Origin of the sequence: Pseudomonas sp. DL, from assembly GCF_047199225.1 — a bacterium.
GTDB classification, from domain to species: domain Bacteria; phylum Pseudomonadota; class Gammaproteobacteria; order Pseudomonadales; family Pseudomonadaceae; genus Pseudomonas; species Pseudomonas aeruginosa.
On sequence record NZ_CP178323.1, the window covers coordinates 1,491,835 to 1,513,179 of the forward strand.

At 67.1% G+C, this 21,345-nt stretch carries 21 protein-coding genes and 1 CRISPR repeat array; of the genes, 11 read left to right on the top strand and 10 right to left on the bottom strand.

All coding sequences use genetic code 11. The features are described 5' to 3' along the window. Positions 1-152: 152 nt before the first annotated feature. Both glpK (ACI766_RS06995) and glpF read right to left on the bottom strand, forming a co-directional pair. Positions 153-1,670, bottom strand: coding sequence for a glycerol kinase GlpK (glpK, locus tag ACI766_RS06995; protein WP_003092168.1), 1,518 nt, complete (start codon positions 1,668-1,670; stop codon positions 153-155). A 39-nt stretch (positions 1,671-1,709) separates the two neighbouring features. After that, positions 1,710-2,549 carry a glycerol uptake facilitator protein GlpF gene (gene glpF / locus ACI766_RS07000; protein WP_003092166.1) on the bottom strand — a complete coding sequence of 280 codons (840 nt, stop codon included), beginning with the start codon at positions 2,547-2,549 and terminating at the stop codon, positions 1,710-1,712. 264 nt (positions 2,550-2,813) lie between these two features. Here glpF and ybaK point away from each other — a divergent pair, with 264 nt between their 5' ends. The 4 genes from ybaK (at position 2,814) to ACI766_RS07020 (ending at position 6,482) form a co-directional block, all read left to right on the top strand. Then, positions 2,814-3,284: a Cys-tRNA(Pro) deacylase gene (gene ybaK / locus ACI766_RS07005; protein ID WP_012613741.1), complete on the top strand. Its 471-nt coding sequence runs from the start codon at positions 2,814-2,816 to the stop codon at positions 3,282-3,284. A 63-nt stretch (positions 3,285-3,347) separates the two neighbouring features. Beyond that, positions 3,348-4,832 carry a glycerol kinase GlpK gene (gene glpK, locus ACI766_RS07010; RefSeq protein WP_003092161.1) on the top strand — a complete coding sequence of 495 codons (1,485 nt, stop codon included), beginning with the start codon at positions 3,348-3,350 and terminating at the stop codon, positions 4,830-4,832. 195 nt (positions 4,833-5,027) lie between these two features. Then, the gene (locus ACI766_RS07015) at positions 5,028-5,813 is read left to right on the top strand and encodes a PhzF family phenazine biosynthesis protein (RefSeq protein ID WP_003159513.1); all 786 of its coding nucleotides are present in this window, start codon (positions 5,028-5,030) and stop codon (positions 5,811-5,813) included. 354 nt (positions 5,814-6,167) lie between these two features. Then, a complete protein-coding gene (locus ACI766_RS07020; protein WP_003113065.1) occupies positions 6,168-6,482 on the top strand; it encodes a hypothetical protein in 315 nt (104 codons plus the stop codon). Between the two features lie 270 nt (positions 6,483-6,752). Further along, positions 6,753-7,440: direct repeats of the CRISPR family, unit length 28 nt; unit sequence GTTCACTGCCGTATAGGCAGCTAAGAAA. A gap of 1,080 nt (positions 7,441-8,520) precedes the next feature. Here the strand turns inward: ACI766_RS07020 and ACI766_RS07025 are convergent. Next, positions 8,521-8,943 (bottom strand): hypothetical protein, encoded by a 423-nt coding sequence (locus ACI766_RS07025; protein ID WP_076938869.1) that lies wholly within the window; start codon positions 8,941-8,943, stop codon positions 8,521-8,523. A gap of 98 nt (positions 8,944-9,041) precedes the next feature. After that, on the bottom strand, positions 9,042-9,572 hold the full coding sequence (locus ACI766_RS07030; RefSeq protein ID WP_003092155.1) for a cytochrome b: 531 nt from the start codon (positions 9,570-9,572) through the stop codon (positions 9,042-9,044). 182 nt (positions 9,573-9,754) lie between these two features. On the opposite strand from ACI766_RS07030, the gene ACI766_RS07035 reads away from it, so the two are divergent. Beyond that, positions 9,755-9,952, top strand: a complete 198-nt coding sequence (locus ACI766_RS07035; protein ID WP_003092153.1) for a heavy-metal-associated domain-containing protein — start codon at positions 9,755-9,757, stop codon at positions 9,950-9,952. Here ACI766_RS07035 and nalD read toward each other — a convergent pair. Then, complete coding sequence (nalD, locus tag ACI766_RS07040; RefSeq protein WP_003092152.1) at positions 9,931-10,569, bottom strand: efflux system transcriptional repressor NalD; 639 nt, start codon at positions 10,567-10,569, stop codon at positions 9,931-9,933. The two genes, ACI766_RS07035 and nalD, sit on opposite strands and share 22 nt — an antisense overlap. Positions 10,570-10,934: 365 nt before the next feature. Between nalD and ACI766_RS07045 the strand changes: the two genes are divergently transcribed. Next, a complete protein-coding gene (locus ACI766_RS07045) occupies positions 10,935-12,113 on the top strand; it encodes a multidrug effflux MFS transporter (RefSeq protein ID WP_003092150.1) in 1,179 nt (392 codons plus the stop codon). 7 nt (positions 12,114-12,120) lie between these two features. Here the strand turns inward: ACI766_RS07045 and ACI766_RS07050 are convergent, their stop codons facing one another. Continuing rightward, a complete protein-coding gene (locus ACI766_RS07050; RefSeq protein ID WP_003104346.1) occupies positions 12,121-12,297 on the bottom strand; it encodes a hypothetical protein in 177 nt (58 codons plus the stop codon). Between the two features lie 126 nt (positions 12,298-12,423). Beyond that, complete coding sequence (mmsR, locus tag ACI766_RS07055) at positions 12,424-13,347, bottom strand: MmsAB operon transcriptional regulator MmsR (protein WP_003122160.1); 924 nt, start codon at positions 13,345-13,347, stop codon at positions 12,424-12,426. 131 nt (positions 13,348-13,478) lie between these two features. Here mmsR and mmsA point away from each other — a divergent pair, with 131 nt between their 5' ends. From mmsA to ACI766_RS07070, 3 genes are all read left to right on the top strand, one after another. Beyond that, positions 13,479-14,972: a CoA-acylating methylmalonate-semialdehyde dehydrogenase gene (gene mmsA, locus ACI766_RS07060; protein ID WP_009876901.1), complete on the top strand. Its 1,494-nt coding sequence runs from the start codon at positions 13,479-13,481 to the stop codon at positions 14,970-14,972. A 15-nt stretch (positions 14,973-14,987) separates the two neighbouring features. Beyond that, positions 14,988-15,884: a 3-hydroxyisobutyrate dehydrogenase gene (gene mmsB, locus ACI766_RS07065; RefSeq protein WP_003113890.1), complete on the top strand. Its 897-nt coding sequence runs from the start codon at positions 14,988-14,990 to the stop codon at positions 15,882-15,884. Positions 15,885-15,985: 101 nt separating this feature from the next. Continuing rightward, a complete protein-coding gene (locus ACI766_RS07070) occupies positions 15,986-17,872 on the top strand; it encodes a propionyl-CoA synthetase (protein WP_023113255.1) in 1,887 nt (628 codons plus the stop codon). Positions 17,873-17,929: 57 nt separating this feature from the next. Here the strand turns inward: ACI766_RS07070 and ACI766_RS07075 are convergent, their stop codons facing one another. Then, positions 17,930-18,943 (bottom strand): zinc-binding alcohol dehydrogenase family protein, encoded by a 1,014-nt coding sequence (locus ACI766_RS07075; RefSeq protein WP_003104356.1) that lies wholly within the window; start codon positions 18,941-18,943, stop codon positions 17,930-17,932. 21 nt (positions 18,944-18,964) lie between these two features. Next, positions 18,965-19,258, bottom strand: a complete 294-nt coding sequence (locus ACI766_RS07080) for a putative quinol monooxygenase (RefSeq protein WP_003104358.1) — start codon at positions 19,256-19,258, stop codon at positions 18,965-18,967. Positions 19,259-19,353: 95 nt separating this feature from the next. Here ACI766_RS07080 and ACI766_RS07085 point away from each other — a divergent pair, with 95 nt between their 5' ends. Continuing rightward, positions 19,354-20,274 (top strand): LysR family transcriptional regulator, encoded by a 921-nt coding sequence (locus ACI766_RS07085; RefSeq protein ID WP_003092132.1) that lies wholly within the window; start codon positions 19,354-19,356, stop codon positions 20,272-20,274. After that, the gene (locus ACI766_RS07090; protein ID WP_003111769.1) at positions 20,259-20,561 is read left to right on the top strand and encodes a barstar family protein; all 303 of its coding nucleotides are present in this window, start codon (positions 20,259-20,261) and stop codon (positions 20,559-20,561) included. The genes ACI766_RS07085 and ACI766_RS07090 overlap by 16 nt, the downstream gene beginning before the upstream one ends. On the opposite strand, the gene ACI766_RS07095 is transcribed toward ACI766_RS07090, so the two are convergent. Further along, positions 20,562-21,341, bottom strand: a complete 780-nt coding sequence (locus ACI766_RS07095) for a TatD family hydrolase (RefSeq protein WP_033943023.1) — start codon at positions 21,339-21,341, stop codon at positions 20,562-20,564. Between the last annotated feature and the right edge of the window lie 4 nt (positions 21,342-21,345).

Below are 21,345 nucleotides of genomic sequence, written 5' to 3' on the forward strand. Positions count from 1 at the left end.
CACGCGGGGGGCCGTTGTCAGCCGTGCATGAGTCGTAGAGGGCGCCGCGGCGGCACCCGGCCGCCGCGCGCAAACGTTACCCAGGGCATGCCAGAGCGGCGCCCGGGAACACGCCATTCGCCGCATTGCGGCGGACGAATGGCGCCAGCTCGTCACAGTTCGCCGTCGTCCCAGCCGCGAGTGCGCTCCACCGCTTTCTTCCAGCCGGCATAGAGCTTTTCGCGCCGGGGCTCGTCGCACTCCGGCTCGAACACCCGCTCGATCACCGCCTTGCTCTTCAGCTCGTCGAGGCTGCTCCAGAAGCCGCAAGCCAGGCCGGCCAGGTAGGCGGCGCCGAGGGCGGTGGTCTCGCGCATCACCGGACGTTCCACGCGGGTGCCGAGGATGTCGGCCTGGAACTGCATGAGGAAGTTGTTGGCCACCGCCCCGCCGTCGACGCGCAGGGCGCGCAGGCGTTCGCCGGCATCGCGCTGCATGGCGTCGAGCACGTCGCGGGTCTGGTAGGCGATGGATTCCAGGGTAGCGCGGATCAGGTGGTCGGCCTTGACTCCACGGGTCAGGCCGAACACCGCGCCGCGCGCATAGGGGTCCCAATAGGGCGCGCCGAGTCCGGTGAAGGCCGGTACCAGGTAGACGCCGTTGCTGTCCTTGACCTTGGTGGCGAAGTATTCGGAATCGAAGGAGTCGTTGATCACCTTCAGTTCGTCGCGCAACCACTGCACCGTGGAGCCGCCGTTGAACACCGCGCCCTCCAGGGCGTAGCCGACCTCGCCGCGCGGGCCGCAGGCGATGGTGGTGAGCAGGCCATGGGTGGATTTCACCGCCTTGTCGCCGGTGTGCATCAGCAGGAAGCAGCCGGTGCCGTAGGTGTTCTTCGCCTGGCCCGGTTCCACGCACATCTGGCCGAACAGGGCGGCCTGCTGGTCGCCGGCGATCCCGGCGATCGGCAGCTCGCCGCCGCCGACCCCGCCGATCCGGGCGTTGCCGTAGACCTCCGAAGAGTTGCGCACCTCGGGCAGCATCGAGCGGGGAATGTCGAGCACCTCGAGCATCCGTGCGTCCCAGTCGAGGCTGTGGATGTTGAACAGCATGGTCCGCGAGGCATTGGTGTAGTCGGTGACGTGGACCTTGCCTTCGGTGAGCTTCCAGATCAGCCAGGTGTCGATGGTGCCGAACAACAGGTCGCCGTTGCGCGCGCGTTCGCGGGCGCCTTCGACGTTGTCGAGGATCCACTTCAGCTTGGTCCCGGAGAAGTACGGATCGGTGACCAGCCCGGTGGTTTCGCGGATGTAGTCTTCCAGCCCGTCGCGCTTGAGCTGCGCGCAGATCGCCGCGCTGCGCCGGCACTGCCAGACGATGGCGTTGTGGATCGGCCGACCGCTGTGACGGTCCCAGACCACCGTGGTCTCGCGCTGGTTGGTGATACCGATGGCGGCCACCTGGTCGTGCTCGATGCTGGCCTGGGCGAGGGCCTCGACCAGGGTCGAACTCTGCGTGGCCCAGATTTCCATCGGGTCGTGCTCGACCCAGCCGGCCTGCGGATAGAACTGGGCGAACTCGCGCTGGGCCTGGCTGACCACGTTGGCATCGCGGTCGAAGACGATGGCGCGGGAGCTGGTGGTGCCCTGGTCCAGGGCGACGACGTATTTCTTGTTGTGCTTGTCGGTCATGGCTGTGGCCTTGTGGCTATGGCAGGAAAGAACGGGCGGTCAGGAAGCGCGAACCTTCTCCGGCTCGGCTTCGGCGGGCGCTGCGGCGCTCGGCAGATGGCGCGCGATCAGTACACGATAGCCGCCGGCGCCGAGGCAGGCACCGAGGATCGGGGCGAAGATCGGCACCAGGAAATAGGGAATCTCGCGGCCGCCGGTGAAGGCGATGGGCCCCCAGCCGGCCAGGTAGGTCATCAGCTTGGGGCCGAAGTCGCGCGCCGGGTTCATCGCGAAACCGGTCAGCGGGCCCATGGCGCTACCGATCACGGCGATCAGCAGGCCGATCAGCAGCGGCGCCAACGGACCGCGCGGCAGGCCGTTGCCGTCGTCGGTAAGGGCCATGATCACCGCCATGAGGATGGCCGTGATCACCACTTCGACGAGGAACGCCTGGCCGACCGACAGCGCCGGGTGCGGATAGGTGGAGAACACCGAGGCCAGGGCCAGGCTGTCCTGGCTGCCGCGGACGATGTTCTGCGCCTGTTCGAACTCGATGAACAGGCTGCTGTAGAGGGTGTAGACCAGCGCTGCGGCGCAGAACGCACCGGCCACCTGGGCGGTGATGTAGAACGGCAGCTTGCGCCCCTCGAAGCCGGCGAACAGCCACAGCGCGATGCTCACCGCCGGGTTCAGGTGGGCGCCGGAGACGCCGGCGCTGAGGTAGATCGCCATGCTCACGCCGACCCCCCAGATGATGCTGATTTCCCACAGGCCGAAGCTGGCGCCGGCGACCTTCAGGGCCGCGACGCAACCGGTGCCGAAGAAGATGAGGAGGGCGGTGCCGAGGAACTCGGCCAGGCATTGGCCGAACAGGGACGGGGTCGGGGCGGCGGTGGTCATGGGGCCTCTCTTGTCTGTTCTTGTAATTATGGCGGGCAGCCGTGAAAATTGTTCAGTTTCGAAAAAATATATTCACAAAGGAATGCTGTCAAAGCGCGAAGATGAACGTTTGTCCGAAAAACGACCCTCCGGTTTCGTTTTCGCGGCCAATCGAATATCGCTACCGAGGCACGCGGGCCGCGGCATCGGCGCCCGTGCAGCAGGGGCGGCGATGGCTTAAGGTAGGCGCCGGTTTTCAGCCAACGTTCTTCTCCGGGAGTGACCATGACCCCTGCCATCGACCTGCTGAAAAAGACCCGCGCCGCGCACAAGGTGCTCAGCTACAGCCACGACCCCAAGGCACCTTCCTATGGCCTGGAGGCCGCGGAAAAGCTCGGCCTGGACCCGCAGCGGGTGTTCAAGACGCTGCTCGCCGCCACGGAGAAGGGCGAGTTGCTGGTGGCGGTGGTGCCGGTGATCGGCAGTCTCGACCTGAAGGCCCTGGCCCATGCGGCGGGGGCGAAGAAGGCCGACATGGCCGATCCGCAGGCGGCGCAGCGGGCCACCGGCTACCTGGTGGGCGGGATCAGCCCGCTGGGGCAGAAGAAGCGCCTGCGTACCTTCATCGATGAAAGCGCGCGGCAGTACCCGAGCATCCATGTCAGCGCAGGACGGCGCGGGCTGGAAGTGGAGCTGGCGGCCGAGGTGCTGGCCCAGCTGACCCAGGGTTCGTTCGCCGCCATCGGCCGTGAATGAGCCGCTAATCCCGCCGGCCTAGCGGTCGGCATTCGTCTTACTTTTCAATCTGTCAGGTTTTCCATGTCCCACTATCTCCTCGCCATCGACCAGGGCACCACCAGCTCCCGCGCCATCGTGTTCAGTGCCCAGGGCTTGCCGGTGGCGAGCTGCCAGCAGGAATTCAAGCAGTACTTCCCGAAGGACGGCTGGGTGGAGCACGACGGCGAGGAAATCTGGCTGACCACCCTCCAGGTCTGTCGCGACGCGCTCGCCCGCAAGGGCTTGCGCGCGGCCGACATCGCCGCCATCGGCATCACCAACCAGCGCGAGACCACGCTGGTCTGGGACGCCGCCAGCGGCGACCTGATCCACCCGGCCATCGTCTGGCAGGATCGTCGTACCGCCGACTACTGTGCCGAACTCAAGGCCGCCGGCCACGAGGCCAATGTCAGCGCGCGCACCGGGCTGCTGATCGATCCGTATTTCTCCGCCACCAAGCTGCGCTGGATCCTCGACAACGTGCCCGGCGCCCGCCAGCGCGCCGAACGCGGCGAGCTGCGCTTCGGCACCGTCGACTGCTTCCTGCTCTGGCGCCTGACCGGCGGCCGCTCCCATCGCACCGACGCGACCAACGCTTCGCGCACCCTGCTGTTCAACATCCACAGCCAGGACTGGGACGAGGAATTGCTGGCGCTGTTCGAGATCCCGCGCAGCCTGCTGCCGGAGGTACTCGACTGCGCGGCGGAGTTCGGCGTCAGCGAGCCGTCGCTGCTTGGCGCGGCGATCCCGGTGCTGGGCATGGCCGGCGACCAGCAGGCCGCGCTGATCGGCCAGGCCTGCTTCCAGCCGGGCATGGTGAAGAGCACCTACGGCACCGGCTGCTTCATGATCCAGAACACCGGCGAGCAGCCGGTGACCTCGAAGAACCGCCTGCTCACCACGGTCGGCTACCGTCTGGACGGCAAGGTCAGCTACGCGGTGGAGGGCAGCATCTTCGTCGCCGGCGCCGCGGTGCAATGGCTGCGCGACGGCATCAAGCTGATCGACCACGCCCACGAAAGCGAAGCCCTGGCGATCCAGGCCGGCGACTCCAACGGCGTCTACCTGGTGCCGGCCTTCACCGGCCTCGGCGCGCCCTACTGGGACCCGAAGGCGCGCGGCGCGATCTTCGGCCTGACCCGCGACACCGGAATCAAGGAGATCGTCACCGCCGGTCTGCAATCGGTCTGCTACCAGACCCGCGACCTGCTCGAAGCGATGCGCCAGGACGGCACGCCGCCCAGCGCGCTGCGGGTGGACGGCGGGATGGTGGTGAACAACTGGGTGATGCAATTCCTCACCGACATCCTTGGCGTCACCGTGGAGCGCCCGGAAGTCACCGAGACCACCGCCCTCGGCGTGGCCTACATGGCCGGGCTGAAGGCCGGCTTCTATCGTGACCTGGACGACATCGCCAGCCACTGGCACCTGCAGCGCCGCTTCGCCGCACACATGGCCGAGGAGCGCCGCGGCGAACTCTACGCCGGCTGGCAGAACGCGGTGCGACGGGTGCGCAGCGAGGCCTGAGCGGCGTTTCGCGGAAAAAGGCGGCGTTTTTGCCGGCGGCTTCACAACGCCGGCAGGTCGCCGCAAACGCCCGCTCGGGCAATGGGTCGAAGGCAGGGCGAAGTCCCACTGTTACGATCGGAAAAGATCGCACTGTATCGCCCATCCCGGAGCCTGCGGCGGCATGCTGTGGCGATCGTTCCCAGGAGGTCTGCCATGCAGCTCGAGTTCCACCAGGTCGACGCGTTTTCTTCCCGCCCGTTCAGTGGCAATCCCGCCGTGGTCTATCGCCTCGACGCCTGGCTGGCGGACGAGCTGATGCAGATGATCGCGACCGAGCACAACCTCTCCGAGACCGCCTTCGTCGTTCGCGAAGGAGAGGCCTGGCGGATCCGCTGGTTCACCCCGAGCGTCGAGGTGGCGCTCTGCGGCCACGCCACACTGGCTGCGGCCCACGTACTGTTCGAGGTCTACGACGAGCCGGGCGAGCGCCTGGAATTCATCTCGCGCTCCGGTGCGCTGCGGGTCAACCGCGAGGACGAGCGGCTGGTCCTGGATTTCCCCGCGCAGTATCCGAGCGAAGTCGGTAGCACCGTCGAGCTGGAGCAGGCCCTGGGCCTGCCGCCGGTGGACGTGCTGGGCTCCACCGACAAGCTGCTGGTGCTGCTCGAGTCCGAAGAGGCGGTGCGCGCCTGTCGCCCCGACTTCGCGGCCCTGGCGCGGCTGCCCTGGCGTGGAGTGATCGTCACCGCGCGGGGTCTGCAGAAGGATTTCGTCTCGCGCTTCTTCGCCCCGGCGATGGGCGTCGACGAAGACCCGGTCACAGGCTCCGCGCATTGCAGCCTGATTCCCTACTGGGCCCAGCGCTTGAACAAACTGTCGCTGACCGCCCAGCAGTGCTCGGCGCGCGGCGGCGAGCTGTGGTGCCGGTTGGAGGGCGAGCGGGTGAGTATCGCCGGGCATGCGGTGCTGGTGGCGAGCGGAAGGATTCGATTGGGCTGAGGGGCGCTTCAGGAGGGGGATGCCTCGTGCATGCCAGACCTCCACATACCGAAGCCCTGATCCGTAGGGTGAATAACCGCTTGCGGTTATCCGCCGCTTATCCGGGGTATTCGCCCTACAGGCCCTGGAAACGCCGGACAGCTCCCCCGGACATTTCCGCAGGCTCTCTCAGAAGCCCGGGAATTGGATAAAAACCCAGTAGGAGGATGATGGAGGGGCCGGCAAATCCGTCCCGCAGGGACAGGACCGAACGGCACTGCCCTCTATTTTCTGAGGGCAAAAAAGACGCGGGCCGCAGGTGGTGGAACACCTACGACCCGCTAACCACAAACCAGCTTATGAAGGAGCTGACCCATGGCTAAGCCGAATGATACGTCCAACCCCGAGGTAACAGAATCGTCCCCCCGCTTCGTCCCGCTGCTACCCACCTCCCAGGCCGACATGTGTCCGCGTAGCGCCACCCTGTACGTGGACACCCATGCACTCCCCACGCACTTGTTCGACAACGCGAAAGTGCGCTTGAGGTCGGCAATCAACATCCTGGCCATGACCCGTTTGCTCGATGAGAAAGAAGAGCCCGGCGGCACCCTGGCCTACATCAACGGTGCGTTGCTGTCGCTGCTCAGCGATGCCTTGTCCGAAATCGAGGCGGGCCACCCGAGCCTGTAGCGCCGCTCCCTGGCGCGACGCCCCCGGCCTGGCCGGGGGCTTTGCGGCATCGCTCATCACAAGACCTTTTGCCCTCGAACGGCATGGTTGATCGCCGTCCCGGTCCTCGCGAAACGGCCTCCAATTGCCCGAAACTTCCGACCCTTTTTTCGGACGATTTCTTACACCCTTATAAATCAGTAAGTTACGAGGCCTCGAAAAAAGAGGGTTTCTGGCGGGAACAACTCGGTATTTCCTTTTCCTTCAAATGGTTATAGGTTTTCGGGGCTAGTTCACTGCCGTATAGGCAGCTAAGAAACGGCTACGCGACCGGCACCAACAGCGCCGCGCGTTCACTGCCGTATAGGCAGCTAAGAAAAGCGCCTGGCCGAACTGGATCACCCCGTTCTCGTTCACTGCCGTATAGGCAGCTAAGAAAGACGTGTGCAGGATCTCGCCGGCGCCGGCAATGTTCACTGCCGTATAGGCAGCTAAGAAAACGAACGAACAGTTTTTTCAGGTTTTTCATAGGTTCACTGCCGTATAGGCAGCTAAGAAAACATGCCCGAACACAGGGGCGCCCCATCCGGCGTTCACTGCCGTATAGGCAGCTAAGAAAAGAACGAGCCCCGTGTATCGGCTTTGGACTCAGTTCACTGCCGTATAGGCAGCTAAGAAATTTTGGACAGGCCGAGGGGCCGTATCGACGGTGTTCACTGCCGTATAGGCAGCTAAGAAATCGAGCAGCGGCCCGAGGAGTCCGAAGACTTGGTTCACTGCCGTATAGGCAGCTAAGAAATCGATCACAGCAAGCCCTACCTGACGGTCGATGTTCACTGCCGTATAGGCAGCTAAGAAATGTCCCAGGCGCAGATACACCTGCCCGTCCAGGTTCACTGCCGTATAGGCAGCTAAGAAACGCTTGTGGTCCAGCGACTGGCCCTTCGCCGGGTTCACTGCCGTATAGGCAGCTAAGAAACTCAAGAAAGAGCAGAACGGCCAGCCTGCGCCGTTCATTGCCGTGTAGTCCCGTAGGGCGAATGCCGCCATAGGCGGTATCCGCCCTACGGATCGGGTTCCTGGCATGCACGAAGTGAGGCTTGCCCTCCAAGTGGTGGGGCGGCAAACCCGCCCCGTCAGGAGGCCGAGCGGAATCGTTGCGGAGGGGGACGAGTGGCAGGATGCCGCGAGAGCCGCCTCGGTCCACGAAGGACCGTGGCGGCGTGCCGCCGGGAGCAACGATGCAGCGAGGGCACCCCAGCCGAGAAGCGGCTGGGGCCGGATGCCGGGGCGAGTCTTTTGGTTCCTTTTGGACGCTTGCAAAAGGAACTCGCCTGGGAAGGCGAAACAAGAGGCCAAGGCAGGCACAGAAAACAGCTTGACCACCAAACATGACGCCCGCTCAAGCGCTAAGCAACAGCGTCCCCCCTCACTGCCGTGTAGCTAAGAAGTCGCGAGCGATATAGTCCCGTAGGGCGAATACCGCCACAGGCGGTATCCGCCGATGCCCCGGAGAGCCGGCGGATAACCGCAAGCGGTCATTCGCCCTACGGATCGGGCTCCTGGCATGCCCTCCGAGGGGCAGGGCGAGTCTTTTGGACGCTTGCAGAAGGAGCTCGCCTGGAAAGGCGAAACAAGAGGCCAAGGCAGGCACGACAAGCAGCTTGAGCAGCAAACATGAAGCCCGCTCGAACGTCCCGTAGGGCGAATACCGCCACAGGCGGTATCCGCCGATGCCCTGGAGAGCCGGCGGATAACCGCAAGCGGTTATTCGCCCTACGGATCGGGCTCCTGGCTTGCCCTCCGAGTGGTGGGCGAGTCTTTTGGACGCTTGCAGAAGGAACTCGCCTGGAAAGGCGAAACAAGAGGCCAAGGCAAGCACGACGCCCGCTCAAGCGCTAAGCAACAGCTTCCCCCCTTAGTGCCGTGCAGGCAGCGACGGGAGCTGGGGGCCAGTCACGCATTCACGGCCCGCCAGGCAGTCCCCGTGCACCCGGTGCCGAAACGCCACCTTCGTGCCCTGCGTCATGGCCAATGCTCCACGGCAAGTCGCTACCCCTCAGTACCCATCCGCCACCGGTGCCAGGTAGAGCCCGCCCGCACCGAGGGTAATGCGTAGGTTGCGGATCTCTCCGGCGCGCAGGGGCAGGGTCTGTCCGGCGAGGATGGTCATGCCGTTCCGGCAGGCGTCGCCAGGACCGTTCGGCGCAAGACGCACGTCCACCGCGCCGGGTTGCAGGTTCAGGGCCAGGCTGGCGCCCGGTTGCAGGTTGCCGACCAGTTCGTCGTGGACGTACAGGCCGACATCGCAGGCAGTGCCGGACTCGACCCGCTCGCGGGAAACGTTCAGCACCGCATAGCCGATCGGCGCCGGGTCGGGTTGCGCCCAGCCACCGCTGGCCGGTTGCGGGTCCGCGGCGAGCGCCGGGAGGGCGCAGGCCAGGGCGGCGGTATGGAGCAGCGGGCGAAGAATGGGGAACATGGCGGGCCTCGGCGGCGGGGGTGTAGGGAAAAGCTTGGCCGAAGCCGGGGCCCGGGACAAGTCGGGACGGGCATCCGCGTGCCCGTCCGTCGCTGGGGTCAGGCGCCGCGTTGCGGCAGCATGGCGCGCAGTACGTCGTCCTTCTGCACGCGGTGGTGCCAGATGGCAGCGGCGGCGTGGCCGAGGATCAGCGCGAAAAGCAGGTACTGGACGGTGACGTGGGTGCCGCCGGCGAACGCCTTGAAGGCTTCCGGCAGGTCGAACGGGCCGATCTGCACCAGCCAGAACAGGTCCAGCGGACGCTTGCCGGCGAGCATGCCGGAGAGCGGCATGACGATCAGCACCGCGTACAGCAGGAAATGCCCGGCCTTGGCGGCCGCGCGCTGCCAGTCCGGGTTCCCCTCCAGGGTATCCGGGACACCCTGGACGCGGCGCAGCGCCAGGCGTGTCAGGGTCAGCAGGAGTACCGCCACGCCCAGCGACTTGTGCAGGGTGAAGACGTTGCCCTTGCCGCCGAGCAGGCCGGCGAAGAAGTCGGCGCCGTAGGGCAGGGCGATGATCAGCAGGACCGCGACGGCGCTGAGCCAGTGCAGGGCGATCTGTGACGGGGAATAGCGGCGGATGGACATGGTTCTACCTCGTGAAGAACAAGGTGAACATGTTAACCATGTGCTTTGTAGGGTTTAAGCCTCTTTACTCCGCCTTTACCCGTTCTTGACGCTTTGTCGGTTACCGGATATTTCGAGGATTGACCTTGACACCATGTCAAGGTCGAAAATCGCCCCATCGATGACCAACAGGAGGCAATACCATGCAAGTCTTCAAGGTTCAGGGCATGACCTGCGGCCACTGCGTACGGGCGATCACCCATGCGGTGCAGGCGAAGGATTCGGCGGCGGACGTCCAGGTGGATCTTGGCGCCGGCGAAGTCCGGGTCGCCAGCCGGCTCGACAGCACCCAGGTACTCGAGGCGATCCGCGAGGAGGGCTACGGCGCCGAGCTGGCCTGACCCCAGTCGCGCACCAGGCCACGGAACATCGGCTCCAGCAGGTGTTCCGCGTCCGTATCCGGATCGAACAGGCGCGGGTCGCGCAACCAGTCGTTGAACAGGCCCAGGATCAGCGCGTGCAAGGCGCGCGAGGCGATCCTCGGGGTCATGCCCGGATGCAGCCGCACACGGCATTCGTCGCGGGCGAACAACTGCTCGCAGAGTTCGATGAACATCTGCACGAAGGCGTTGTTGCGTTCCTGCGCCTCGCGCAGTTCCTCGGTGAATTCGCAACGTTGCATCAGGATGGTCAGGATGCGGCGCTTCTTCTCCTGCGTCAGCAACGATTGCACGGCCTCCAGGCAGAGGTCGTAGAGCGAGCGCAGCGGGTCGCTGCCATCGCAGCCGGACAGGCGCTCGGTGAGTTGCTCCGGCGGCAGGCGTACCTGGTTGAGCATCTCGTTGAACAGGTGGGCCTTGTTCTGGAAGTGCCAGTAGACGGCGCCACGGGTCACCCCGGCGGCCCTGGCGATCTGTTCCAGGCTGGTATGGGACACGCCCTTTTCCAGGAACAGTTCCTCGGCGGCCAGGAGGATGGCCGTACGGGTTTTTTCAGAATCTTCCTTTGTGCGTCGCATGCTGTGCTGGGTAGTCGAATCGGTCTCGGCAACGGGGCGGGGAGTGTACCGATTTTAGCCGCGCTCGGGCGGACTCGAAGTATTTCGACACCACCTTTGTCTAATGCTGCTCATTCATGAGTCGTGGATTCCGCGGTTCCACGGTCTCCGGCCATGATCGGCGGGCGTCTTCGGTGTTATGCTGCGCGCTGCTTTTTCGGCGACTCCCCGGCTGTCCGTAGCATCTTCCCGCCAGTACCGGCCTTCAGGCCTGGAGCCGCCCGCCCTCACAGACGATTCAATGATAGGCGTCGTCGTCCCGCTTGCCGGGAGCCGCGCAGGGAAGTGCCTTGCCTGCCACCGACGCGCCCCGTGCCGAGCGATCCATGAACCTGCGCATCCTGCTGATACTGGGAGCCCTGAGCGCCTTCGGGCCACTGGCCATCGATTTCTACCTGCCGAGCTTCCCGACCCTGGCCAAGGCCTTCGCCACCGACGTCGAGCACGTCCAGCTGAGCCTGGCCGCCTACTTCGCCGGCCTGTCCATCGGCCAGTTGCTCTACGGCCCGGTGGCCGACCGCTATGGCCGGCGCCTGCCGCTGCTGGTGGGGGTGAGTATCTTCACCCTGGCCTCGGCCGCCTGCGCCCTGGCGCCGAGCCTGGAGTGGCTGATCGCCGCGCGCTTCGTCCAGGCCCTCGGCGGCTGCGCCGGGATGGTCATCTCGCGGGCAGTGGTGCGTGACCTGTGCGATCCGATCGGCGCCGCCAAGGCGTTTTCCCAGTTGATGCTGGTGATGGGCCTGGCGCCGATCCTCGCCCCCGTGGCCGGCGGCCTGCTGCTGGACTGGCAGGGCTGGCAATCGATCTTCGTCTGCCTGACCCTGTTCGCCGCCCTGGCCGGCCTCGGCGTGGCGTTGTGGCTGCCGGAAACCATCCCGGCCGACGGCGAGCGACCGCCGCTGTCCGGCGCGCTGGGGCAGTACCGGCGGCTGTTCGCCGACCGCCTGTTTCTCGCCTATGGCCTTTCCGGCGGGGTGGCGATGGCCGGGATGTTCGCCTACATCGCCGGTTCGCCCTACGTGTTCATCCAGCTCTACGGGATTCCCGCCGAGCACTATGGCTGGCTGTTCGGCAGCAATGCCGCGGGCTTCATCGTCATGGCACAGGTCAACGCGCGGCTGCTGCGCTATCGCGGGCCGGCGTTCTGGCTGCGGCGGATCATCTGGGGCTACCTGGCGTGCGGCCTGGCCCTGCTGGGCATCGCTTCGCTGCAACCGGCCACGCTGTGGCCGCTGCTGGTTCCGCTGTTCGGATGCGTGGCCAGCCTCGGCTGCATCATTCCCAACGCTTCCGCCTGCGCCATGGCCGGACAGGGACAGCACGCCGGCAGCGCCTCGGCGCTGATGGGCAGCCTGCAGTTCAGCGTGGCGGCGGGCGCTTCGGCGCTGGTCGGCGTGCTCCACGACGGCACGGCGATCCCCATGACTCTGGTGATCGCCGTCTGCGGCGCGGTCGCGACCCTGCTCGCCTGGCAGACCGGGCGCCTGGAGCGCCAGGCCGCCTGAGCGCGGATCAGGCCGTTCGCTGTTTCAGTTCGGGCAGCACATGGGGCGCGCGCAGGCGCGCCTCGAGGCGGTCGACGAAACGCCGGGCCTCGCTTTCGCTACGGAAGTTGACGGCCTGCTGGTCGAGGCAGACTTGCCAGCATTGGCCTTTCGGGGTTTGCGACGGGCGGACGAGGATGTTCATGGCGATTCATCCATCGGGGCTGGAAAGGGAGCTTCAGTCTAGTCCTGTCGGCCCGGAAAACACTGACCGGGATCAGTTTGCCGACAACTGGTCGCCGCTTCGTTTACAGCCCCGCCGCAGAGCGCTTCAGGCTCCTCCCTCGCCCTGCCTTACCCGCTGCCGGTAGGCGCTCGGCGACAAACCCATGACCTTGCTGAACAGGCGCGAGAAGTAGTAGCTGTCGTCGTAGCCGACCGCCTGGCCGACCCGGGCCACGCTCTGGTCGCTGCTGTCCAGCAACTGGCAGGCGTACTCGATCTTCAGGTGCAGGAAGTGCTGGATAGGCGTACGGCCGGTGATCGCCTTGTAGCGACTGACGAAATGGAACTTCGACAGGTTGCAGAAGGCCGCCAGGCGTTCCAGTTCGAGGCGCGCATGCAGGTGTTCGCGCATGTAGGCGTGCAGCCCGTCGAGGTCCAGGCTGCCCTCGCGCAGCGGGCGCAGCAGCGGTAGCTGGCAGAGCAGGCTGCGCAGGCGGCTGGCGGCGAGCAGGAAGTGCTGGAAGCGGTAGCCGCTGTGGCGCACCTCCAGCAGTTGCTCGAAGCCGCCGAGCAGGGCGTGTTGCAGGCCCCAATGGCGCAGCGGGGTGTCGCGGTAGCCGGCGCTGTGTTGCAGCCAGGTGGCGCTGTCGCCGCGCAGGTGGGTCCAAAAGATGGTCCAGGGTTGGCGGTCGTCGGCGGCGTAGTCGTGGGCCATGCCCGGCGGCAGCCAGAGCAGGTCGCCGCTGCCGACCCGGTATTCGCGCCAGGCCTCGCCCTCGCGCACGCGCAACAGGCCCTGGCCTTCGCTGCAATAGATCAGCAGGTGCTCGTCATGGCGCTCGCGGCTCATGCGGTGGTCGCGGGCGCGCCGGTAGTGGCCCAGGGAGGTGGGGTAGAGGTCGCGGCTGAGCGGGTGGACCGCCAGTTTCTCCAGCAGCGCCGCCGGGATCGGCAAGCGCAGGCTGTCGGCCGGCAGGGGCCAGTCGGAGGTGTGCGACATGTCGGTAGCCGGCTCCGCAATATAGTCCATGAACAACACAATTTAGTCGATCTCGCGACCTTCCGCCCAGTGATAGCTTCTTGGCCAAAGCGAGGTCCGAATCGACCTCGTACCAGTCCGCCACAACAATAAAAGCCGGCCTGGCCGGTGCAGGAGGGTTCATGTCAGTCCCAGTCCGCCACCTCATCGCGGGAGCCTTCGTCGAAGGTCTCGGCGCCCAGCGCATCCCGGTCAGCAATCCCCTCGACAACAGCACCCTGGCGGAGATCGCCTGCGCCAGCGCGGAGCAGGTCGAGCAGGCGGTGGCCAGTGCCCGCGAAACCTTCGCCAGCTGGAAGGAAACCCCGGTTTCCGAGCGCGCGCGGGTGATGCTGCGTTACCAGGCGTTGCTCAAGGAACACCACGACGAACTGGCGAAGATCGTCTCCAGCGAGCTGGGCAAGACTTTCGAGGACGCCAAGGGCGACGTCTGGCGCGGTATCGAGGTGGTCGAGCACGCCTGCAACGTGCCCTCGCTGCTGATGGGCGAGACGGTGGAGAACGTCGCCCGCAACATCGACACCTACAGCATCACCCAGCCGCTGGGCGTGTGCGTTGGCATCACCCCGTTCAACTTCCCGGCGATGATCCCGCTGTGGATGTTCCCGCTGGCCATCTCCTGCGGCAACGCCTTCATCCTCAAGCCTTCCGAGCAGGTGCCGCTGACCAGCGTGCGGCTCGCCGAGCTGTTCCTCGAGGCCGGTGCGCCGAAGGGCGTGCTGCAGGTGGTGCATGGCGGCAAGGAACAGGTCGACCAGTTGCTCAAGCACCCGCAGGTGAAGGCGGTGTCCTTCGTCGGCTCGGTCGCCGTCGGCCAGTACGTCTACCACACCGGCACCGCGCACAATAAGCGCGTGCAGAGCTTCGCCGGGGCGAAGAACCACATGGTGATCATGCCCGACGCGGACAAGGCACAGGTCATCAGCAACCTGGTCGGTGCCTCGGTGGGCGCGGCCGGGCAGCGCTGCATGGCGATCTCGGTGGCGGTGCTGGTGGGGGCCGCCCGCGAGTGGATTCCGGAAATCCGCGACGCGCTGGCCAAGGTCCGCCCCGGCCCATGGGATGACAGCGGCGCCAGCTACGGCCCGGTGATCAACCCGCAGGCCAAGGCGCGCATCGAGCGCCTGATCGGCCAGGGCGTGGAGGAGGGCGCGCAACTGCTGCTGGATGGCCGCGGCTACAAGGTCGAGGGATACCCGGACGGCAACTGGGTCGGCCCGACGCTGTTCGCCGGGGTGCGCCCGGACATGGCGATCTACCGCGAAGAGGTGTTCGGCCCGGTGCTCTGCCTGGCCGAGGTCGACAGCCTGGAGCAGGCGATCCGCCTGATCAACGAAAGCCCCTACGGCAACGGCACCTCGATCTTCACCAGCTCCGGCGCCGCGGCGCGGACCTTCCAGCACCACATCGAGGTCGGCCAGGTGGGCATCAACATCCCGATTCCGGTACCGCTGCCGTTCTTCTCCTTCACCGGTTGGAAGGGCTCGTTCTACGGCGACCTGCACGCCTACGGCAAGCAGGGCGTGCGCTTCTACACCGAGACCAAGACCGTGACCGCGCGCTGGTTCGACAGCGACAGCGTGGCCGGGACCAACTTCTCGATCCAGATGCGCTGAAAGGGAGACGGACCGATGACCGACATCGCATTCCTCGGCCTGGGCAACATGGGTGGGCCGATGGCCGCCAACCTGCTCAAGGCCGGCCACCGGGTGAATGTCTTCGACTTGCAGCCCAAGGCCGTGCTGGGCCTGGTCGAGCAGGGCGCGCAGGGCGCCGATAGCGCCTTGCAGTGCTGCGAAGGCGCCGAAGTGGTGATCAGCATGCTGCCGGCCGGGCAGCACGTGGAAAGCCTGTATCTCGGCGACGACGGCCTGCTCGCGCGGGTCGCCGGCAAGCCCCTGCTGATCGACTGCTCGACCATCGCCCCGGAGACCGCGCGCAAGGTCGCCGAGGCCGCCGCGGCGAAGGGCCTGACCCTGCTCGACGCGCCGGTTTCCGGCGGCGTCGGCGGCGCCCGCGCCGGCACCCTGAGCTTCATCGTCGGCGGCCCCGCCGAAGGCTTCGCGCGGGCCCGGCCGGTCCTCGAGAACATGGGCCGGAACATCTTCCACGCCGGCGATCACGGCGCCGGCCAGGTGGCGAAGATCTGCAACAACATGCTCCTCGGCATCCTCATGGCCGGCACCGCCGAGGCCCTGGCGCTGGGGGTGAAGAACGGCCTCGACCCGGCGGTGCTGTCCGAGGTGATGAAGCAGAGTTCCGGCGGCAACTGGGCGCTGAACCTCTACAACCCCTGGCCCGGGGTGATGCCGCAGGCGCCGGCGAGCAACGGCTATGCCGGCGGTTTCCAGGTGCGCCTGATGAACAAGGACCTCGGCCTGGCGCTGGCCAACGCCCAGGCGGTGCAGGCCTCGACGCCGCTCGGCGCGCTGGCGCGCAACCTGTTCAGCCTGCACGCCCAGGCCGATGCCGAGCACGAGGGGCTGGACTTCTCCAGCATCCAGAAGCTCTACCGCGGCAAGGACTGACCCCTACGACCAAAGGTTGATGGCGGGTGCCCGGCACCCGCCCATACTCCAAGGCTCACTCACTGCTTCATCCCTAATAAGAACAATCAGAGGGCTGGAACATGACGTACCTGCAGCAGCACGCCCGCTCGATCGCCGAGCCGGCCGCGTTCTGGGCCGAACAGGCCCGTTCCCTGGCCTGGTACCAGGCGCCCGCGAACATCCTCGAAAGCCTGCCCGACGGCACCCATCGCTGGTTCGCCGATGGCCGTCTGAACAGCGCCTACCTGGCCCTCGACCGGCAGATCGAGGAGGGGCGCGGCGAACAGACCGCGCTGATCTACGACTCGCCGGTGACCGGCACCCAGGACCGCTACAGCTACCTGCGGCTGCGCGACGAAGTGGCGCGCCTGGCCGGCGCCCTGCGGGCCCTCGGGGTCGGCAAGGGCGACCGGGTGATCATCTACATGCCGATGGTGCCGCAGGCGGCCATGGCGATGCTCGCCTGCGCGCGCCTGGGCGCGGTGCATTCGGTGGTGTTCGGTGGCTTCGCTCCCTACGAGCTGGCTCTGCGTATCGACGACGCCACGCCGAAGCTGGTGCTCACCGCTTCCTGCGGGCTGGAGTTCGACCGGGTGATCGAATACAAGCCGCTGGTGGACAAGGCCCTCGAACTGGCGATCCACCAGCCTGCCCACGTCATGGTCTGGCAACGCCCGCAGGCGCCCGCGCGCCTGCACCCGGGCCGCGACCTGGACTGGCAGGACTGCCTCGCCGCCGCCGAGCCGGCCGATCCGGTGCCGGTGGCCAGCGGCGATCCGCTGTACATCATGTACACCTCGGGCACCACCGGTAAGCCCAAGGGTATCGTCCGCGACAACGGTGGCCACGCGGTCGCGGTGCGCTACGCGGTCCGCACTATCTACGGCATGCAGGCCGGCGACGTCTGGTGGGGGATCTCCGACGTCGGCTGGGTGGTCGGCCACTCGCTGATCGTCTACGGCCCGCTGATGTGCGGCTGTACCACGGTGTTCTACGAAGGCAAGCCGGTGCGCACGCCGGACGCCGGCGCCTACTGGCGGGTGATCGAAGAGCACAGGGTGAACAGCCTGTTCTGCGCGCCGACGGCGATCCGCGCGATCCGCAAGGAAGACCCGCATGGCGAACGGGTGAAGCGCTACGACCTGGGTTCGCTGCGCCACCTGTTCCTGGCCGGCGAGAAGCTCGACAGCAGCACCCAGCACTGGCTGGAGGAGCACACCGGGCGGCCGGTCCACGACCATTGGTGGCAGACCGAGACCGGCTGGCCGGTGACCGCGCCCTGCATCGGGATCGCCGGCCACGACCTGCGGGCCGGCTCGACCAACCGCGCGGTGCCCGGCTACCACGTGCAGGTGCTGGACGACGAAGGCCGGCCGCTGGGAGCGAACCGCCAGGGCGCGATCGTCATCGCCCTGCCGTTGCCGCCGGGCTGCGCGCAGACCCTCTGGGGCGACCACCCGCGCTACCTGCAGGCCTACCTGGGCAACTATCCCGGCTACTACCACACCGGCGACGGCGGCTATCTCGACGAGGACGGCTTCGTCTACATCATGGGGCGCACCGACGACGTGATAAACGTTTCCGGGCATCGCCTCTCCACCGGCGAGATGGAGGAACGCGTGGCGCAGCACCAGGCGGTTGCCGAGTGCGCGGTGATCGGCGTGCGGGACGAACTCAAGGGCCACGTGCCGCTGGGACTGGTGGTGCTCAAGGACGATGCCGGGATCGCCGCCGAGCAACTGCAGCGCGAGCTGGTGGCGCTGGTCCGCGAACAGATCGGCGCGCTGGCCTGCTTCCAGCGGGTGGTGGTAGTCAAGCGGCTGCCGAAGACCCGCTCCGGGAAGATCCTCCGCGCGGTGCTGCGCAAGATCGCCGATGGCGAGGACTACGCGGCGCCATCGACCATCGACGACCCGACGATCCTTGGCGAGATCGAGGCTGCGCTGAGGGTGCGCAAGGCGGGATAGCAAAGGCCAGGGGCACGGCGGTAGGGTGGAAAACGCCGCGCCCCGTGGTCCTGCCGTTCAGAACCCTTCGAGAACGATCTTGCCCTTGGCCCGGCCGCTCTCCAGCAGCGCGTGGGCGCGGCGCAGGTTGGCCGCGTCGATGCGGCCGAAATGCTCGCCGACGGTGGTCTTCAACACGCCTTCGTCGATCAGCCCGGCGACCCGCTCCAGCAGCCGGTGCTGCTCGATCATGTCGTCGGTCTGGAACATCGAGCGGGTGTACATGAACTCCCAGTGCAGCGACAGGCTCTTCTGCTTCAGCTTGCCGATGTCCAGCGACGCCGGGTCGTCGATCAGCGCCAGGCGGCCTTGCGGGCGCAGCGCGGCGACGATCTGTTCGAGGTGCTGGTCGGTGTGGGTCAGGCTGGCGACATGGCTGACCTCGGCGACACCGATCCGCTTCAGCTCTTCGGCCAGCGGCTTGCCGTGGTCGATCACATGGTGCGCGCCGAGGTCGCGGACCCAGGCCTGGGTCTCTGCGCGCGAAGCGGTGCCGATCACGTTCAGGCCGGTCAGTTGCCGGGCCAGTTGGACCAGGATCGAACCGACCCCGCCGGCGGCACCGACCACCAGCAGGCTCTGGCCCTGGTCGGCCTTGCCTTCGGCGATCTGCAAGCGCTCGAAGAGCAGTTCCCAGGCAGTGATGGTGGTCAGCGGCAGGGCCGCGGCCTGGGCGAAGTCGAGGCTTTTCGGCAGGTGCCCGGCAATGCGCTCGTCGACCCGATGCAGCTCGCTGTTGCTACCGGGGCGGGTGATGTCCCCGGCGTACCAGACCCGATCGCCAGGACGGAACAGGCTGACCTCGCTGCCGACCGCGCGCACCACGCCCGCCGCGTCCCAGCCCAGCACCTTGGCCTGGCCGGCTTCCGGCTGGGCGCGCTGGCGGACCTTGGTATCCACCGGGTTGACCGAGATGGCGCGGACCTCCACCAGCAGGTCGCGCGGGCCCGGCGTGGGCTCGGGCAGTTCGAGGTCGAGCAGGGCGTCGGGATGGTCGATGGGCAGGGATTGGTAGTAACCGACAGCTTTCATGGGAACTCCGGGAAACGGGCCTCAGGCGAGGCGATAGAGTTGGTCGATCTTCACGTTCTGCAGCAGGGCTTCGTTGCCGCGGCTGAAGCGCAGGAAGTGTTCGGTGTTCTGGTGCCGCTCCAGGGCGGCGTCGTCGCGCCACTGCTCGATCATGTAGAACAGGTGGGAGTCGTGGCGGTCCTGGTGCAGGTCGTACTGCAGGCAACCAGCCTCGGCGCGCGACGGGGCGACCAGGGCGCGCAATTCGCGTTCCAGGGCCTCGGCGTGGCCGGGGGCGGCGGTGATGGTGGCGATCAGGGTGAGGGGTGTGCTCATGGTGGGTTCCTTCGATGGAGCGGAGTCAGGATGGGCTATTTCAAATCGCTGAAAAACAGGCTATCAGGGAAGACTCTTTCAAAGGAATCTTGAAAATGCTGCGTTACGACGACCTCCAGGTGTTCGTCCACACCAGCGACAGCGGCTCGTTGTCCGCCGCCGCGCGCCAGTTGGAGATTTCCCCGGCGGTGGCCAGCGCGGCGCTGAAGCGCCTGGAAAGCGAGCTGGAGGTACGCCTGTTCGCCCGCTCCACCCGCAGCCTGCGCCTGACTCCCGAGGGCGACGCGTTCCTCCTGCATGCCCGCGCCTCGTTGCGCAGCCTGGAGGAGGGGCGCCGGTTGCTGCAGGGCGGCAAGGACCAGATCGCCGGGGTACTGCAGCTTTCCGCGCCCTCCGACTTCGGCCGCAACCTGCTGCTGCCATGGCTCGACGAGTTCCAGGCGCGCTATCCGCAACTGAGCCTGCGCCTGCTGCTCGGCGACCGGGTGACCGATCTCTACCGGCAACCGGTGGACGTGGCGATCCGCTACGGCGCACCGGCCGACTCCAGCCTGGTCGCCCTGCCGCTGGCGCCGGACAACCGGCGAGTGCTCTGCGCCGCGCCGGGCTACCTGGCGGAGCGCGGCGAGCCGCGCCAGCCGGACGACCTGCGCGAGCACAATTGCCTGCTCTACCAACTCGGCGGCCGGGTACACGACCGCTGGGCGTTCCAGCGGGGCCGCCGCAGCCTGACCCTGACGGTCGCCGGCGACCGGGTCTGCGACGACGCCGACGTGGTGCGGCGCTGGGCCCTGGCCGGCAAGGGGCTGGTCTACAAGTCCTGGCTGGACGTGGCCGAGGACGTGCGCGCCGGGCGCCTGCGCCTGCTGCTGCCGGAGTGGCAGGGCGAAGCGACGCCGATGAACCTCTTGTGTACCCACCGCGCCCAGTTGACCCGTCCGGTGACCCTCTTGCGCGCGTTCGTGCGCGAGCGTTGCGACGCATTGCTGGCGGAGGCTCCATGGACGAGGAACTGAACCGGGCGGCGAGCCTGGCCATCGAGCTGGCGGACGTGGACAGCGCCGCGCGCTTGCACGAACGCCTGCGCGAGGCCCTGGCGTTGCCGCCGTGGTACGGATGCAACTGGGATGCCTTCTGGGACGCCATCAGCGGCCTGGTGCCGATGCCCCGGCGATTGCGTCTGCAAGGCTGGAGCGACTTCGCCCGGCGCCTGCCGGAGGAAGCGGCGCAGCTTTCGGCCTGCCTGGAGGCGTTGCGCGAGACGTACCCGCAACTGGCGCCGGAAGTCCTGCGCGACGCTTGATCAGTCCCAGCCGAACAGCTCGGCGGCGTTGCGGCTGCTGCTCGCCGCCAGTTCCTCGGCGTCGACCCCGCGCAGCTCGGCGAGGGCGCGGCAGATGTCCGGCAGGTGCTCCGGACTGTTGCGCTGGCCGGGATGCATCGATGGCGCCATGTCCGGCGCATCGGTTTCCAGCACGATGGCCTCGGCCGGCAGCTCCGCCGCCACCTTGCGCAGGCGGTTGGCCTGCGGCCAGGTCGGCGCGCCGCCGAGGCCGAGGCGGAAGCCGAGCTTGAGGTACTCGCGGGCTTCCTCGCGGCTGCCGGCGAAGGCATGGATGATGCCACGGCGCTCCAGGCGGATGCGCTTGAGGGTGGCGATGGTCGCCGCGTGGGCGCGGCGCACGTGGATCAGCGCCGGCAGGCGGAATTCCGCGGCCAGCCGCAGTTGGGCCTCGAACAGCGCCTGCTGGGCGTCGCGGTCGAGGTGTTCCAGGTAGTAGTCCAGGCCGATCTCGCCGACCGCGCAGAGCTTCGTCTCGCCGCGCAGGCGTTGCAGCCACTGGTGCAGGTCGTCCAGGTGCTGCGGGCGGTGCCGCGCCAGGTAGACGGGGTGCAGGCCGAGCGCCGCGTACAGGCCATCCTCGGCCTGCGCCAGGTCCCAGACCCGTTGCCAGTTCTCGCGGTAGACGCCGAGCACCACCTGGCGCTCGACCCCCAGCGCGCGGCTGCGTTGCAGCAGCGCGGCGCGGTCGGCGTCGAAGTCCGGGAAGTCGAGGTGGTTGTGGGTGTCGACCAGGCGCATGGCG